Below are 17,743 nucleotides of genomic sequence, written 5' to 3'. Positions count from 1 at the left end.
AAAGATTAAAATAAAAAAGTGATTCGAGAAATAAGATTCTTTATATGAAATGCGTTAATAATAATTGATAGCTTTTTAAAGAAGATATACATATCTCTGTAAATTTAGTATAGAGAAATAACCAAATTACAATAGTTTTTCCTGTTGGTAAAAATATAGAGGTGAGTAAATGGGAAATTATACTTCTTCAATCTTATATGATGTAGAGCCTTGTAAAAGTTCTGAACAGAATTGTATTGATGATGTAATTGCTACGTTAGCTAATTGGTTTAAGCGTAAACATTATTTAATGTACGCTAGATTATGGGATTTTGGTTTTTCTCCTGTCGATAATGGGAATTTAGGGGATGGATTATTTACAGAGTCTGGTTATTTTGTAAGTGATTTAGAAAAATATCATGGTATAAAAAGTACTATATTTGATACAGATTCATCCGATGAAGGATTTGAAATTATATTAGAACAGTTATACTCGGGATTTCCTGTGGTGTTAACCATGAATGCTTACTGGCTTCCTTGGGATGAAAATTATCTAAAAAATCATATTGTTCATTCATTTGTTGTTGTAGGGTATGAGCCCGAAGAAGACTGTTTAATTATTACCGATCCATATTTTATGGTTAAAAATGCACAACTTTCAATAGAACTTTTTCATAAGGGTTATCAAAAAGTAAGTACTTTAAAAGTTACTGAAGATGAGATCACAGACATACAATCGATTACAACCGATTTGTCAAATTGGATAAAACATATAAAAGATGAAAAACATATTTTTTCACAAATGCACCTTTTTGCTACACAACTAATAAGTAGGTTTGATTTGAATAAAGAGACAGATGGATATTTAGACTTTAATGATGTTCCGCTATTCTCACATTTGGGTCAAGTTGTAGATGGCCGAGTAAAGTTTTCCAAAATGCTTTCGTTTCTTGGTGAGCATTATCACTCGGGCTTCCAAACTATCGCTGAATCTATGAAGACAGCAGCTGCCAATTGGGGAGTAATTCGTGGATCAATGATAAAAATGCACTTAACAAAATCAGTAACTAAAGAAGGAATAGTAAATATTTCAGATAAAATTCACAATGCTGCAGAATACGAGCAAAATTTAGCTGAACAAATAATGACATTTCTTATTTCTGTTATAGAAGGTAATACAAAGAATGTAATTATAGATTCTTCTCCATCGATGGAGACTACTAATTATGTAAAACCACTCGATGATATGGAGAGAAAGCTAGTTGATATATGGAAAGAAGTTATAGGTAATCCTTGTATTGGTGTGGAAGATAATTTTTTCGCACTTGGTGGTCATTCCCTTCATGCTACTGTAATCAACGCTAAAATATGGAAAGAATTTAACGTGCAATTATCATTGGCAAATCTTTTTGAGTATCCAACAATAAGCACTTTAAGTCATTTTATTAAAAATTCAAAAGAAAATAGGTTGCAAGATATAGAAGTAGTACCGAAATCTGAAGTATACCCGGTTTCATCGACTCAAAAAAGAATGATGCTATTACAAGAGATGGATGGGGTACAGATGACATACAATGTACCAAGTTGTTTTATTCTTAAAGGAAGGGTGGACCGGAAAAGGATAGAATTAGTCTTTGAAAAGCTTATTAAACGCCATGAAATACTCAGAACACAGTTTGAGTGGCAGGGGGATCAATTAGTACAGAGAGTATTAGAACAGGTAACATTTGAGCTAGAAATGATAAAGGGAGATTATAAAGAATGGTTACAACCATTTGATCTTTCTAAGGTTCCGTTAATGCGGGCTGGACTAAAGGAGCTAAAAGATAATAGTTATTTACTTGTAATTGACCTTCATCACATCATAACAGATGGCGTGTCTTTAAGTATCTTTATGCATGATTTTAAGGCCCTATATGCAGGGGAAACATTGCCGGAAAATCGTTTGCAATATAAAGATTATGCTGTGTGGGAACAAAAATTATTATCTTCTAAAGAATTTGATATCCATAAGAAATACTGGGAGGAATTATTCTCAGGGGATATACCAGTTCTTGAATTACCATACGATCGAGGTCGACCACCAGTAAAGAGTTTTGAGGGTGAACAATACAATTTCCAAGTAAACAAGGAAATTACTCAAAAAATAAAAAAAATAGCACTAGAAACTGATACGACACCTTTTATGTTACTTATGGCTACTTTCACTATTTTTCTGTACAAGCATGGGGAACAAAAGGATGTCATTATAGGATCACCAGTTGCAGGTAGGCCGCATGCTGATTTGTTACCTCTTATGGGGCTGTTTGTAAATACAATTGCATTACGTTATCAAATAAATCCAGATCAATCTTTTATTAATCACTTGAAAAAAGTGAAAAACGATACGTTAGAAGCTTTCGAACATCAGGTGTATCCATTTGATCAGTTAGTGGAAAAATTAGATCTTTCTAGAGACTTAAGCCGAAGTGCTTTATTTGATGTCATGTTTGTATTACAAAATTCGGATGAAAAACATACAGTTGTGGATGGATTAGAAATTAGCACAGAAACAAACACAGATACACTAACAAGTAAGTTTGATTTAACTCTTATTGCTGAAGAAAATAAAGATATATATGAATTCACTTTTGAATATGCTACATCTTTATTTGATAAATCAACAATAGTAGAATTTGGACGGCGATTTAACCTTCTATTAGAAGAAATAACAACTCATCCTAATGTTAGTCTAAAAGATATTCAAATGTTAACAAGTGAGGAAAAAGAACTTGTTTTATCTGCGACTCAGGAGAAAGAAAAAATAATAATAGAGACCGATTTTAATTGGGATATTGGTTAATTGATTTCCTAGGTCTCAGAAGGAGTAATTACATGGATAATCATGAAAAAATACGTCAATACATTAAAAAAAATCTTATTATTTTTAATGCAGAGGAAACTATTGTTGCTAATGATGACAACATATTTGAAAAAGGTTATGTGAATTCGCTCTTTGCTATGCAAATGTTAAATTTTATAGAAACGGAGTTTGATATAGTAGTAGATAATGATGAACTTGATATTATTAACTTTTCTACTATTAATAATATGGTTGATCTAATTAACAAAAAGAAGAATGGGAATTTCACAGTATGAGTAATGCAGAAGAGATTCTGGGAGTAGTTGATGAGTTTGCGGAAAAGAAGCTTCGGCCTCGAGCAAGTGAGTTTGAAAGTAATGAAGAGCTTCCCTATGATGTGTTACAAGAAATCTCAAGTTATGGTGTATTGGGTGCAACGATACCAAAAGAATATGGTGGGCTTTCTCTTGATTCTTTAGATTATGGTCGTCTTACTGAAATCATTGGTAAAGCTTGTAATTCGGTTCGTGAATTACTTACAGTTCATGTATCTTTAGTAGGGGAGTCAATTAAAAGGTGGGGGACTGAAGAGCAAAAGAGAAAATGGTTACCTGAGATGGCAACGGGGAACCTATTATTTTCATTTGCCCTAACTGAGCCAGAGGTTGGTTCTGATGCAAAAGCGGTTGGAACTTCCTATAAACAAGTTGATGATTATTTTATTCTTAATGGGCACAAAAAATGGATTTCATTTGCTGACATTGCAGATTGTTTTTTGGTTTTTGCGTCCAGTGAAGGAAAAGTTAGTGCCTTTATTGTTGAACGGTCAATGACGGGTGTTTCTACAAATAAAATGAGTAAACTGTTAGCAAGTAATTCCTCGCATATAGCTGAGATTCATTTGCAAGATGTAAAGGTACCAGCTGAAAATTTGTTAGGACCAATTGGGGGTGGATGGAGTTATGTAGTTAACACAGCTCTTGATCATGGTAGATATAGTATTGCCTGGGCGGGAGTGGCCATTGCTCAAGAAGCACTAGAAGCAATGGTAGCTTATTCAAGAAGAAGAAAACAAGGAAATAAATATATATGTGAATATGAAGCAATTCAAACAATTTTAGCAGAAGCAAGTGTAAATATAAAAGCAGCTCGTTCGTTATGCCAAGAGGCTGGGAAAAAGCGTCAGGATAGACATACTGATGCTGTAATTGAAACAACCATTGCAAAATATTTTGCCTCAAAGATGGCTATGAAGGTAGCCACAGACGCTGTCCAAGTGTTTGGTGGAAACGGGTTTTCAAGAGAATATCCTGTTGAGCGTTTATTTAGGGAAGCAAAGGTTTTAGAAATTATTGAAGGTACCTCGCAGGTACTTCAGCCAATTATTGCGCAGCATGCACTTCACACTTGTTCTCAAAAGGGAGGACTTTTAAGAATATGATTTATGAATTGGTAAAAGAAAAGGATGAATTCAAACAAATATCTCCACTTCTCGTTGATTATAAGAACCATCCAATACTTAATGGTATAGCTCATGGTTACAATAAGGGACATATTTATGTGGATAATCCTAATAACCCTAGATGTGCACTTGTATGGGCAGAACAAGAAATTTTTTATTTATTAGGTGATCCTACAAGTAATTTTGTTTCAAGTCTACCAACTTTTATTAAAGAAGTAATTGCACCTGAGGCTCAGCAGATAGGGGATGACTTTTTTCAAGTTGAATTATTACCCGAATCAAAATGGAAACAGGTTGTCGAGGAACAATTGCAAATGTTTATTCCTAAACCTTACACTCGAGTAACATTTACTTTTGATCCGGAGTCTTATAATAAGTTATCTAAACCTAATATGCCTAATGGGGTAACGGTGGAACGTATTACAATCGACATGTTATCAGATAAAAAGTTCGCAATGGTACGGGATGATATTGTTGATTTTTGGGAGTCAACTCAGGATTTCATCCGAAATGGATTTGGTTATGTAGTAATGGTACATGAACAAGTTGTAACTAGTTGCTTATCGGTTTTTGCGACAGATACTGATGTGGAAATTGGAATTAATACTTATGATTTATTCCAGCGAGGTAAAGGGTATGCTTGGTTGGCTGCAAGAGCATTCTTGGATGACTGTTTAAAACAAGGAAGAACACCACATTGGAAGACAGAGGATTTTCGTATTCCATCTATTAAACTAGCGGGAAAAGTTGGATTCACAAATCTTCAAACCTATACAGCTTATGTGTTTCCTTATAACGAATTAGATAATTTCGTTTTTACCGCATACCATCAACTAAGATACTATTCAGATTTTAATAAAGCTAGTGAGTTTGTACAAAAAGCCCGTACTATAGGAGATTTAAATGCATGGCATCACTTTTTACTTTCATGTGGTTATTCATTAATTGATAGAATCGATCTTTCGTTAAAGCATATGAATCTTGCACTGGATTTAGGATGGAATGATGTATCAGATATTCGCTATGTAGTTGATTTAGTGAATTTAAGAAAAACTGAAGAGGGACGAGCTTTATTAGATAGAGTTGAAGATAGCTTAAGATGAAAAAAAGGGAGATAAAAAGATGAATATTGTATTTATGTTTCCTGGCGTAGGATCCCATTATTCTGGAATGGGTAAGTACCTTTATGAAAACTTCCCTGTAGCACGTGAGATATTTGAAGAAGCAAGTGACACTCTAAAAATAGACATGGCTTCCCTTTGTATGGAGAAGATATACAAAGCTGACCTTGAAAAGTTACAAAATTCACAGACTGCTTTAGTAACAACTAGCATGGCAGCTTTTCGAGTTTTTGAACAGGAAATAGGCAATAAACCAGAGGCAATGATTGGATATTCTTTGGGAGAATATACAGCTCTATGTGCTTCTGGAGCAATTGCATTTTCAGATACCTTAAAATTAGTACAAGAACGTAGTACGATTTTGAGTAGCTATGCATTGACTATAGATGGAACTATGGCATGGGTTAACAATCTTGCTCCAGAAATTGTTGAAGGTATTTGTTCAGAATTGTTAACCAAGGGACAGGAAGTATATATATCGGCTTATGACACTTCAAATAAAACATCAATTTCTGGTACAAACTCTGCGGTTCAGTTAGCTTGTGAAATGGTAGTAGAGCATGGGGGAATTGCAATCCCCCTTAAATTAAGTGGGCCATTTCATTCTCCTATGATGCAACCTGCTGCTGAAAAATATAAGAGTGTACTAGAAAATATAGACATGAAACAGCCATTAGTACCTGTCATAGCGAATCATGATAGTTCAATGTATAAAGGTGTAGAAAATATAAGAGAAAACCTTTACTTACAATTAATAAAGCCTGTGAAATGGTTGGACATGATTCACTATCTAATGAATCATGGGTCTATGAAAGCTATTGAAATGGGACCAAAGGAAGTCTTGAAGTATCTTCTGCAAGCTATTAACCCTGCTATATCGACATTTAATTATGAAAGGGAGAAAGATATCCTAAATACAAAAAATTCTTTTACATTACAAGGATCTGATTATGAAGAAGTTATATCAGGGTGTTTAACTGTAGTTGTAAGTACAAAAAATTATAATACAGATTTAAGTGATTATCAGAAAAAGGTAGTACTCCCATTTCAAAAGGTCCAAAGTCAATTGGAAGAAAAAATTAATTCGGGGTATTCAGTGGAGAAAAGTGATGTAGAAGAAGCAATCCAAATGATGAAAACAGCACTTACTGAAAAACAGATTAAAGAGAGAGAACAAAAACGTTACCTGCAAAGAGTTCTTCAATGTAAAAGTTTTTAGATATAAATTATAAATATATTAAGGGAGCGATGATGGATAAATGTTCAAGAAAATTGGTATTGTAGGTGCTGGAACAATGGGGATCGGCATGGCAGTAGATTTAGTGCTGCATGGTCTAGAAACGGTATTAATTGATGTTACAGAAGAGCAGTTAGAAATAGCGGAAGAGAAAATATTAGAGACAGTTCGCTTTGCTCCTCTAATTAATAAAGCATTTCCTAGAATGCATAAGGAAGAAGTACTTTCGTTAATAAGTAGCTCTACTAATCTTGATGAAGTGGCTGAATGTGATTATATAGTAGAAAATGTTCCAGAAAACTGGCAAATTAAAGAGCCGATCTATAGAAGATTAGATGAGATATGTAAAAAGGATACAATTTTCGGAGTCAATACGTCTTGTATCTCAATAACAAAAGTAGGAGGAGTAACAAAGCGTCCAGATAAAATAATAGGAATGCATTTTATGAATCCGGTATATATGAAACCATCTATAGAAGTTATTAGAGGATATTTAACTTCAGATGAAACGGTCGAAAAAGCTCAATCTTTCCTCAAACAATTAGATAAAGATGCAATTGTGGTTAATGATCAGACTGGGTTTGTTTCTAACCGTATCTCCCACTTATTCATGAATGAATCGGCTTGGGTTGTAATGGATGGTGTAGCAACGCCTAAACAGGTAGACGATATATTTAAAAAATGCTTTGGACATACAATGGGTCCATTAGAAACAGCAGATTTAATTGGGTTAGATACAGTATTACATTCTTTGAATGTACTTTATGAGGAATATCAAGATCCAAAGTTTAGATGTTGTCCATTACTTAAAAAAATGGTGGATGCAGGTGAATGTGGTAGAAAGAGTGGTAAAGGTTTTTACGCTTATTAAAATTAAAAATTACAAATAGGGGTGTATAAAATGCAAGATAAAAATTTAGAACAAATTATTCATATGTATATTCAAGATCATGTAGGTATTGAATTTAATGATGATACTGAGATTTTTGAAGAAGGATTAGTTAATTCTTTATTTGCAATCCAATTGATGACTTTTCTTGAAAAAGAATTTGCCATAAAGGTAACTATGGATGACTTAGATATGGATAACTATAAGTCTGTAAATTCTATTGGTAATTTTATAAGAAATAAGCAAATGGTTCGGTAATGGACATGAAACAATACTTAGAGCCATCTCAATATAAAATGTATCAGAATTTTTTGGATTTTGTTTGTGAAAATATAGAACCTTACGCTAATAGTTGGGAGATTGAACAGGGCATTCCATCAGACATAATAAAGACTTGTGCTAAAAATGGTTATTTAGGTGGAACACTTCCAGCAGAGTATGGTGGATTAGAATGGGATTATGTAACGTATGGGTTATTTACTGAAGCAATAGCAAGAGGTAGTGTCTCTCTTTCGGGATTATTTAATGTCCATACGATGGTAACAGAAACGATTTTAAAATGGGGAACAGAAAATCAAAAAAATCAGTGGTTACCATTACTTGCATCTGGTAATCAAATAGCTGCATTAGCCCTTACTGAACCTGGAGCAGGATCAGATTTAAATATGATTAAAACGAACTTCGATCAACACGGGGATAAATTAATACTTAATGGAGTGAAGAAGTGGATCACTTTTGGTGCAGCTGCTGATGTGTTTTTGGTATTTGGAAAACTAAATGGTGAACAACCAGTTGCCTGTTTAGTACCAAAAGATAGTGCGGGTGTAAATGTTACTCATATAAGAGACATGCTTGGATTTAAAGCTGCATATTTGGCAGAAATTGAATTCAATAATGTAGAAATACCTTTAGAAAATATCATTGGTAGACCAGGATTTGCTTTTACTTACCTTGCACCGTATGCTTTAGAATTTGGGCGTATTTCAATTGCCTTTGCTGCTCTTGGTGTATTACGTACTTGTTTAGAAATCTGTGGGAATCATGTATTACATAGAAGTGCATTTGGTAACTCTCTAATTGATCATGGCATGATTTCACATATGATTACGGATATGGGAGTAGATTTAGAAGCTTCTATACTACTTAGTTTAGAAGCTTGTAAGGCCAAAAATGAGCATCGAGCTGATGCTACTGAAAAGATTATGATTGCAAAATATTTTGCATCGCGCTCAGGTACAAGGCATTCAACGAATGCTGTACAGATTATGGGAGCACTTGGTTGTAATGATAATTATTCAATATCAAGGTGCTTTAGAGATTCTAAAACAATGGAGATCGTTGAGGGGAGTAATCAGATTCATCAGCTATTACTTGGTAAGGGATTTGCTAAAAAAGCGAAACGTGCCATTGAAAAAATACCTGTAACAAAAGGAGTGATACAACCCGGATGAGTACATGTATACAGAAGCTGTTTGAAGAACAAGTAGTCCGTACGCCAGATGAGGTTGCTGTTATTTTTAAAAAAGAAACATTAACTTATAAGGAATTAAATGAAAAAAGTAACCAATTAGCTCGTCTTTTACGTGAAGGTGGAGTTGGACCAGATACAGTTGTAGGTATTATGGTAGAGCGATCTATCGAAATGGTTGTCGGAATTTTCGGGATATTAAAAGCGGGCGGAGCATATCTGCCGCTTTCCCCGAATCATCCATCATCACGATTACAATTCATTATAGAAGATAGCGGTGCTAAATTAATACTGACACAAAAGCAAATCCTACATCGTTTTCAAGATAGTTTGAAAGCTGATATGTTGGCTTTAGATTCGATTTCCTATGAAGGAAAGGGTGAAAATCTAGAGTGTATTAACAAACCCTCTGATCTTGTGTATGTAATATACACTTCCGGTTCAACCGGGAAACCTAAGGGTGTTATGATTGAGCATTCGGCCTTAATAAATCGAATTGAGTGGATGCAAGAGGCTTATCCAATTAGTTCAAAGGATACTATATTACAAAAGACCCCTTATACATTTGATGTGTCCGTATGGGAGATGTTCTGGTGGGCCATAGTTGGAGCCAAAGTATGTATTCTTGCGCCGGGGATGGAGAAGTTTCCACAGGCTATTATTGAGACAACTGAAAGTAATGACGTGACAATTATGCATTTTGTACCATCTATGTTAAGTGCATTTTTACACTATCTTGATGTGACAGGTGAAACTAACCGAATAAAATCGTTGAAACAAGTATTTGTTAGTGGTGAGGCACTACTGTCTCAACATGTAAACCGTTTTAACAAGCTGCTAAATTTCTCTAATGGTACACTTCTTACTAATCTGTACGGACCTACTGAAGCAACCATTGATGTGACTGCTTATGATTGTCCGACACATGAGATTACAGAAGGGAGCGTTCCAATAGGGCGAGCAATTAAGAATATTGAGATGTTTGTTGTTGATAAATATGGTAATAAACTTCAGGAAGGCCATATAGGAGAATTATGTATCTCAGGTATAGGATTAGCACGTGGATATGTAAATAGGCCGCAATTAACGGCAGAAAAGTTTGTACAATATTCCCTTGATACCCGTATATATAAAACCGGTGACTTAGCTTTAATAAGATCGGATGGGAATATTGAGTTTCATGGAAGAATTGATTTTCAAGTTAAAGTTAATGGCCTTCGTATTGAGTTAGGGGAAATAGAATCGTGTTTAATGTCTTGTGAAGGAGTTTTACAATGTGCGGTAATTGTAAGACAAGAATCTGAGATGGTAGTTAAGTTAATAGCTTTCTATGAGTCAGAAAATGATATTGAGTTAGAGAGGTTAAAAAAATATCTACGCTTATTTTTACCAGATTATATGATACCTAACAGTTTTGTACGTGTAAATGAAATGCCATTAACGGATAGCGGAAAGATAGATAGAAAAGCACTTGCCTTATTAGGTTCCGATAAATATTCACACCATACCACACTTGTAGGAGGTTCTGTTAATGAGGAAAGCAGTAAAGATTCATAAAGAAGATATTGAAGATGTAATCGCCCTTACACCAGTGCAGGAAGGTATTCTTTATCATTATTTGAAAGAACCCGAAGGAAAGCTATATCATGAAGAACTTCGACTTTGCTTAACTGGAAAAATTAATATTCCAAAGTTTGAAGAGGCGTGGAATTATGTAACGCGGGAAAATGAAATGCTGCGTACAATTTTTCGATGGGAAAAAGTTAAACAACCTGTACAACTTATACTAAAAGAGCATACTCCGAACATTATTTATAGTGATGGCAAAGTATCTAATGATACAGAAAGCTTTGATTTACAAACAGTTCCCTTTTCTATCGAACTGTGCCATTTGAACGAAGGCGAATATGAAATGGTTTTACGTCATCATCATATTTTGTTTGATGGTTGGAGTAATAGTATTATTTTACAAGAGTTTATTAAGGTATATCGAGAGTTAATAAAGGGAGATGTACCATCATCTATAAATAAAAAGAAATTTAAAGAATATATACTATGGCAACAAAAACAAGATAAATCAAAACAAAAGCTTTTTTGGGAACAATATTTAAATGAATTAATTGAACAAATAAATTTATCCAATAAAAATTCTAATCAACTAAAAAAAGCAAAAACATATGTAAAAGAGATAGATAAAGAGCGAAGTGATAGATTTCGAAGTTTTGCAAGTAATCAAGGTGTAACATTGGCTACATTATTCTATACAGCCTGGGGTCTATTATTACAAAGGTACAAAAATTCAGAGGACGTAATATTCGGTACAACAGTATCTGGGCGTTCAATTCCAATGCACGGTCTGAGTGAAATGGTAGGTTTATTTATAAATACACCACCACTTCGTGTAAGTGCAGATGGGAGAATGACTGTTTCAGATCTTTTACAAAGAATTCAAAGTGATGTCCAAAGAAGAACTGAATATGAAACGACTCCAATTGTTGATTTAAACGTGTCATTTTAGATTCTCCAGTAGCTGTAATGTTGGATTACTCATTTAATATGATTATCTCTCTACTTGGTATTTTAAAAGCAGGTGGGGCTTATGTTCCAATTGATCCTGATTATCCGCAGGAACGAATTGATTTTATTCTTCAAGATAGTGGTTCAAATGTAATAATAACCTCAAATTTATTTGAAGATAAAGTTAAATTTGATAGCACAATACTTTTTATTGAAGAACTTAATAAGACATCGATGCAAGATTTCGAGAGAGTAGATGTTGCCCCAAATAATTTAGCATATGTCATTTATACTTCTGGAACAACAGGACGTCCTAAAGGGGTTATGATTGAACATCGTAATGTAATACAACTTGTCATGCATCAACCAAATAGTTTTAAATTCTCTAGTAATGATGTGTGGTTACTATTTCATTCTTTCTGTTTTGATATGTCAGTTTGGGAAATATTTGGATCACTTACTTATGGTGGACGTCTTGTCCTGGCAACAAAAGAAACAATCCGTGATACGTATAAACTTGCTCAGTTGATTGCAGATGAGGGAGTAACAGTATTGAATCAAACTCCATCTGCATTCTATGTTTTTCAACAAGTAGTTGAAGAGATGCCTAAACTTGCTTTTAAAATTAGGTTAATTACATTTGGAGGGGAAATGCTGAAGCCAGGTTTACTGCAAAGTTGGTTTAAGCGTTCACCTAATACGGTCATAGTAAATATGTATGGAATAACTGAGACGACAGTACATGTTACTTATAAGGAAATTGGAGAAAAAGAAATGCACAGTAATCTTAGTGCTATAGGCGTGCCTCTTCCTACGTATTCGTGCTATGTATTTGATAAACATATGAATCCTACACCTAAGGGAATGCAAGGGGAACTTTATGTTGGAGGACATGGAGTTGCGCGGGGATATCTAAATCGTCCTGAACTAAACAGTGAACGTTTTATACAGAATCCTTATAATCCAAGTGAAAGATTATATAGATCAGGAGATTTAGTTCGTATTCTTGAAAATGGTGAGATGGAGTATATAGGTCGTAGTGATCATCAAGTGAAGATACGTGGTTATCGAATCGAAACAGGAGAAATAGAACATCATTTACAACAGCATGCGGATGTGAAGGAAGCGGTAGTTTTATCTATTGCTTTTGGAGAGGAGCAAGAACTGTGTGCTTATATACTAACTGATCAAGATATATCTCAAAATGAATTACGTTATTATCTTACTGACAAAATACCTTCGTATATGATACCTATGTATTTTGTGCTTTTAAGTGAAATGCCATTAACTACGAATGGAAAAGTTAATCGTCGTGCTTTACCTAAGCCTACTAAGTTAGTACAACCAAATGATTTGCTAGATGAACTTGAAACAACAGTAGCTGATGTTTGGAAGGAAGTTTTGGGGGTAGAAAAAGTAGGATTGTATGATAATTTCTTTGATGTTGGAGGGAACTCCTTAAAAATGGTTCGATTGTTCTCTCGTTTACGAAGCAAGTTTGAAAAAGAACTTACAATGCCTATGTTATTCCGATACCCAACGGTTCATGATCAAGCTTCCTACTTTAGAAGTGATAATGATATGGACCGCCAACCTGAAGAAGTTAAGAAAGAAAATCTTTTATCTATGAATAAAAATGATGTAGCAGTGGTTGGTATGGCGGTTCGTATGCCAGGCGCTTCTAATCTTAAGCAATTCTGGTCAAATTTAGAACAAGGGATAGAATCCATTCGAACATTTACAGATGAAGAGCTTAGTGAGATGGGCATACCAAAAGAAGTGATTCAAAAGCCTAATTATATAAAATCTAAAGGGTATTTAGAAGATGTAGATGCATTTGATAATGAATTTTTTGATTACAGTCTAAAAGAAGCTGAAATGATGGATCCACAACTGCGTATACTTCATGAATGCGCATGGGAAGCACTAGAACAAGCAGGTGAGGTTAATTCTTCTCATATGAATACAGGAGTTTATGTTGGAGGATCACCAAATTTCCACTGGCTTCGTTCTATTGCTAGTGAATCTTCTAATACATTAGAAGATTTCCAAGCAATGTTGTTAAACGAAAAAGATTTCTTTGCTACTCGACTGGCTTATAAATTAAATCTAAAAGGACCAGCGATTACAGTACAAACAGCTTGTTCTACTTCCTTAGTTGCTATTCAAAACGCATGGGCAGATCTTATTGATGGACGATGCGATATAGCTTTGGCCGGGGGAGTAAGTATAACTTATCCAACAAAAACAGGATATTTATATGAAGATGGTATGATTTTCTCACCAGATGGTCATTGTCGAGCTTTTGATAAGGATGCTCAAGGAACAGTCGGTGGAAATGGTGCTGGTATTGTAGTACTGAAAAGGTTGGAGGACGCTCTTCGAGATGGAAATTTAATACATGGAGTTATTAAGGGAGCTGCAGTAAACAATGATGGGTCCAATAAGGCTGGATTTACAGCGCCAGGGGTTGATGGACAAGCTGCTGTTATAAAATCGGCTCATGAAATAGCTGGTGTTAAGCCTGAAGAAATCTCATATATAGAAACTCATGGGACTGGTACGCAACTAGGTGATCCTATAGAAGTAGAAGCATTGAAGTTAGCTTTTGGTAAGCAAGAACCAGGTAGAGTTTTAATTGGATCAGTGAAGACGAACATTGGACATTTAGATGCTGCAGCAGGAGTTGGAGGATTTATAAAGACGGTCTTAGCTTTGAAAAACAGGAAAATTCCGCCGAGCCTTCATTATAATAATCCAAACCCTAGCATTGATTTTGGAAAAAATTCGTTTCGTGTAAATACGGAACTTATCCCATGGAAAGAAGAGGTAAGAAGAGCGGGTGTTAGTTCGTTTGGGATGGGTGGAACTAATGCACATATAGTGTTAGAGTCTGTTCCTGACAATGCTAAGAATTTTGAAAAACAATCTTGGAACTTATTAACTGTTTCAGCAAAAACAGAAGAATCCTTAGATAAAGCTACTAACGATCTATTATTGCATTTGAAGGAGAATCCAGAGATATCTCTATCTGATACAGCTTATACATTACAAAAAGGTCGTCGTGAATTTCCATATAGAACTGCTGTAGTTGTTAATGGAATAGAGGATGCCATAGAAAAACTTGGTGATACGGGACTAGAGAAAACAAACGCAATGGATAGTAGACCTTTAGCCTTTCTTTTTTCAGGGCAAGGATCACAGTATATCAATATGGGTAGAGATTTATATGAAAATGAACCTGTATTTCGTGAACACGTTGATCAAGGTTTAGCCTTACTCTCAAATTGGTTAGATATAGACATGAAAAATATTTTGTATCCTACAAAGGAGACAGAGGATAAAGCAACTGAACAGTTAAATAGAACTTCAATGACGCAACCTCTACTATTCACTATTGAATATGCATTAGCCAAGCTTCTAATGAATTGGGGAGTTTATCCAAGGGTCATGTTTGGCCATAGTATTGGTGAGTTTGTAGCAGCTTGTTTAGCAGAAGTAATGTCTTATGAAGATGCATTACATTTAGTAATGATTAGAGGGAAGTTAATGAATAGCGTATCAGAAGGCGCTATGCTAAGTGTAAATTTATCTGTTGAAGAATTACAAACCTATATAACAGATGATGTAGATATAGCAGCTGTAAATTCCTCTCAACATTCAGTAATTTCTGGTACTGTACTTTCAATCAATAAGATTGAGGAATTACTTTTAAATCATGGAGTAAAGACAACGCGTCTATTTACTTCGCATGCTTTCCATTCTCGAATGATGGATGAAGTTCTAGATGCATTTGAGCAAGCTGTAGGAAATATAAAATTATCAAGTCCAAAAATACCTTATATATCTAATGTTACAGGTGAAATGATTACAGCAAATCAAGCCACATCACCTTCTTATTGGGCACAGCATCTACGAAGTACTGTTCAATTTTCAAAGGGATTATCTGAAATTTTTCATTTGAAAAATGTAATTTGCCTTGAGATTGGCCCAGGTAATGCATTATCAACTTTTGTATTAAAACATTTAAATAGAAGTAAAGATCAATTGGCTTTAAACATGTTACGTCATCCTCTGGATAAATCAAATGACTTCGAGCATTTATGCAAGCAAATGGGACGGTTATGGATGCAAGGTGGAACTATAAATTGGAATACTTTTAATAACAGTGAGAATAAAAGGTTATTAGATTTACCAACGTATCCTTTCATGAAAAAACGATTTAAAGCTGATCCATTTTTTAATACTCAATCTCAGAGTTTAACTCAGGAAACAAGAGGCCATAATAAACAGGCTAATATTAAAGACTGGTTTTATTTGCCTTCTTGGGAACGCAAAACATTAAAATCTATACAAATAAAGAAAGAACAAAAATATAAATGGCTTATTTTCAATGATCATCTAAATCGATTCAATCGACTGATAGAAAAATTAAAAAGAGAAGGTCATGATGTAATTGAAGTTAAAACAGGTGGTATTTTCTCTGAAAAATCCGACGGTTTATATACGATATGTCCATCTCAAAAAATGCATTATGAAATGCTATTTTCAGAATTAGAACAAAAAGATTTATTACCAAATAAGATTATACATGCTTGGAGCTTTAATCCAGTTAATGAGGTTATTCTCGATCAAGAGAGAATTGAACGATCAATGGATGAAGGATATTATTCGTTACTTTATATTGCACAAGCAATTGGGAAAATTAATTATGAGGGAGCATTACAGTTAAACATTTTTACTGACCGTATGTTTGAAGTTACAGGTACAGAGCTGAACTTAAAGCCAGAGCAAGCTACAATTCTAGGCTTTTCAAAAATATGCAATCTTGAGTTTCAAAATATAAAATGTCGTACCATTGATATGGATACAGATTCTCAACAAATGTTTGAAGAAGCGGGTTTAATGGAGAGTTTTGTGGATTCTACTGATATAGTTGTAGCTTATCGAGGACGTCATCGATGGGCGCAAACGATTATTCAAAGTCCTTTTGAGGAAGAAGATGTAGAAATTGATAGATTACGAGAGGGTGGCGTCTATTTAATTACTGGTGGACTTGGTGGAATTGGATTTGAAATTGCAAAAGATTTAGCTAATAGAGTACCAAATGTCAAACTTATATTGATTGGCCGCTCAGAGTTCCCACCTCGTAATCAATGGGAACAGTACCTAGAAAATAAAGACGAGCGTGTAAGCCGAGTTATTTCTGATTTGTTAACAATGGAGTCTCAAGGTGCAGAATACATGATCCTAAGTTCTGATGTTTCCAATCAAGATGATATGAAACAGGCAATTGAAAAGGCTAAATCTCGTTTTGGTTCTATTAATGGCGTAATTCATGCAGCAGGTGTCGCTGATTATCTAGGTATTATGATGAATCGTGAAAAAGAATCTAATAATAAAATTTTAGCTCCGAAAATTAAAGGTACATTAGTACTCGATGCTTTATTAAAAGATGAACCAATTGATTTCTTCGTACTATGTTCATCAATTGGTAATGTGGCGTATCATATGAAATTTGGTCAGAGTGGTTATAATGCAGCGAATGAATTTTTAGATGCATTTGCGTTTTATAAGCGGGCTCATGATGGAGTGTTCACTGTAGCTATTAACTGGCCAGATTGGCAAGAGGTGGGTATGTCACTTAAGTCGGCTGAAATATGGGCAAAGCAATTTAATATGGATATGGAAAGTGTATTACATGATGGTGTAACTGTAGAAGAGGGTTTAAAAGTATTCCGTAGTATTATCAATAGAAATCAACAACAAGTCGTGGTTTCTCCAATAGATTTACATTGGAAACTTTTAAATGGTGCCAACTATTATAATGAACTATTGGAAAAAGGAAGTAAGAATAGATTAAAGCAGAATCGTTCAGATGTTTTCACAACGTATAGACCACCAACTAATGAAATTGAACAACAATTATACGAATTATTAAAAGATATGTTTGGAATCGAAGAAATAGGAATTTACGATAATTTCTTCGATCTAGGAATGAGTTCTTTAGATCTTGTTCGTATTAATGTGAAATTAAAAGAGGCCTTTAAACGAGACTTACCTATAGTTGTTCTTTATGAGCATACGTCAATTAAATCTCTTGCTAAATATTTAAGTAATCAAGAAGTAAATAACAATTTAACAAATAAAAAAGAGTTATTGAAAGCGAAATCGGTTATGAAAAATACATTATCTGCTTTAAAAAGTAGAAAGTAGTAAAGGGAGGGG

10 protein-coding genes and 1 pseudogene are annotated in these 17,743 nt (G+C 34.4%); all 11 read left to right on the top strand.

Going from position 1 to position 17,743, the window contains the following annotated elements:
• Positions 1–169: 169 nt before the first annotated feature.
• Positions 170–2,821, top strand: coding sequence for a condensation domain-containing protein (locus tag CGQ22_RS21695; protein WP_089149306.1), 2,652 nt, complete (start codon positions 170–172; stop codon positions 2,819–2,821).
• A gap of 32 nt (positions 2,822–2,853) precedes the next feature.
• Positions 2,854–3,117, top strand: a complete 264-nt coding sequence (locus CGQ22_RS21690) for an acyl carrier protein (RefSeq protein WP_000368639.1) — start codon at positions 2,854–2,856, stop codon at positions 3,115–3,117.
• Positions 3,114–4,262, top strand: coding sequence for an acyl-CoA dehydrogenase family protein (locus CGQ22_RS21685; RefSeq protein WP_089149305.1), 1,149 nt, complete (start codon positions 3,114–3,116; stop codon positions 4,260–4,262). Before CGQ22_RS21690 ends, CGQ22_RS21685 begins: the two co-directional genes overlap by 4 nt.
• The gene (locus CGQ22_RS21680; protein WP_089149304.1) at positions 4,259–5,386 is read left to right on the top strand and encodes a GNAT family N-acetyltransferase; all 1,128 of its coding nucleotides are present in this window, start codon (positions 4,259–4,261) and stop codon (positions 5,384–5,386) included. Before CGQ22_RS21685 ends, CGQ22_RS21680 begins: the two co-directional genes overlap by 4 nt.
• A gap of 19 nt (positions 5,387–5,405) precedes the next feature.
• Positions 5,406–6,623 carry an ACP S-malonyltransferase gene (locus CGQ22_RS21675; RefSeq protein ID WP_089149303.1) on the top strand — a complete coding sequence of 406 codons (1,218 nt, stop codon included), beginning with the start codon at positions 5,406–5,408 and terminating at the stop codon, positions 6,621–6,623.
• A gap of 40 nt (positions 6,624–6,663) precedes the next feature.
• A complete protein-coding gene (locus CGQ22_RS21670; protein ID WP_000473347.1) occupies positions 6,664–7,512 on the top strand; it encodes a 3-hydroxyacyl-CoA dehydrogenase family protein in 849 nt (282 codons plus the stop codon).
• Between the two features lie 30 nt (positions 7,513–7,542).
• A complete protein-coding gene (locus tag CGQ22_RS21665) occupies positions 7,543–7,788 on the top strand; it encodes an acyl carrier protein (protein WP_001152970.1) in 246 nt (81 codons plus the stop codon).
• On the top strand, positions 7,788–8,981 hold the full coding sequence (locus tag CGQ22_RS21660; protein WP_087947947.1) for an acyl-CoA dehydrogenase family protein: 1,194 nt from the start codon (positions 7,788–7,790) through the stop codon (positions 8,979–8,981). Before CGQ22_RS21665 ends, CGQ22_RS21660 begins: the two co-directional genes overlap by 1 nt.
• The gene (gene zmaJ / locus CGQ22_RS21655; RefSeq protein WP_089149302.1) at positions 8,978–10,555 is read left to right on the top strand and encodes a zwittermicin A synthase ZmaJ; all 1,578 of its coding nucleotides are present in this window, start codon (positions 8,978–8,980) and stop codon (positions 10,553–10,555) included. Before CGQ22_RS21660 ends, zmaJ begins: the two co-directional genes overlap by 4 nt.
• Positions 10,530–11,516 (top strand): condensation domain-containing protein, encoded by a 987-nt coding sequence (locus tag CGQ22_RS32985; RefSeq protein ID WP_254704117.1) that lies wholly within the window; start codon positions 10,530–10,532, stop codon positions 11,514–11,516. Before zmaJ ends, CGQ22_RS32985 begins: the two co-directional genes overlap by 26 nt.
• A 53-nt stretch (positions 11,517–11,569) precedes the next feature.
• Positions 11,570–17,731, top strand: a pseudogene (locus CGQ22_RS21650) (amino acid adenylation domain-containing protein); the annotation flags it as partial.
• Positions 17,732–17,743: the final 12 nt, after the last annotated feature.

The organism is Bacillus sp. M13(2017) (assembly GCF_002218325.1).
GTDB classification, from domain to species: Bacteria; Bacillota; Bacilli; order Bacillales; family Bacillaceae_G; genus Bacillus_A; species Bacillus_A thuringiensis_K.
Note: the sequence above shows the minus strand (reverse complement) of the source record. Positions and strands in the feature narration are given on the sequence as shown.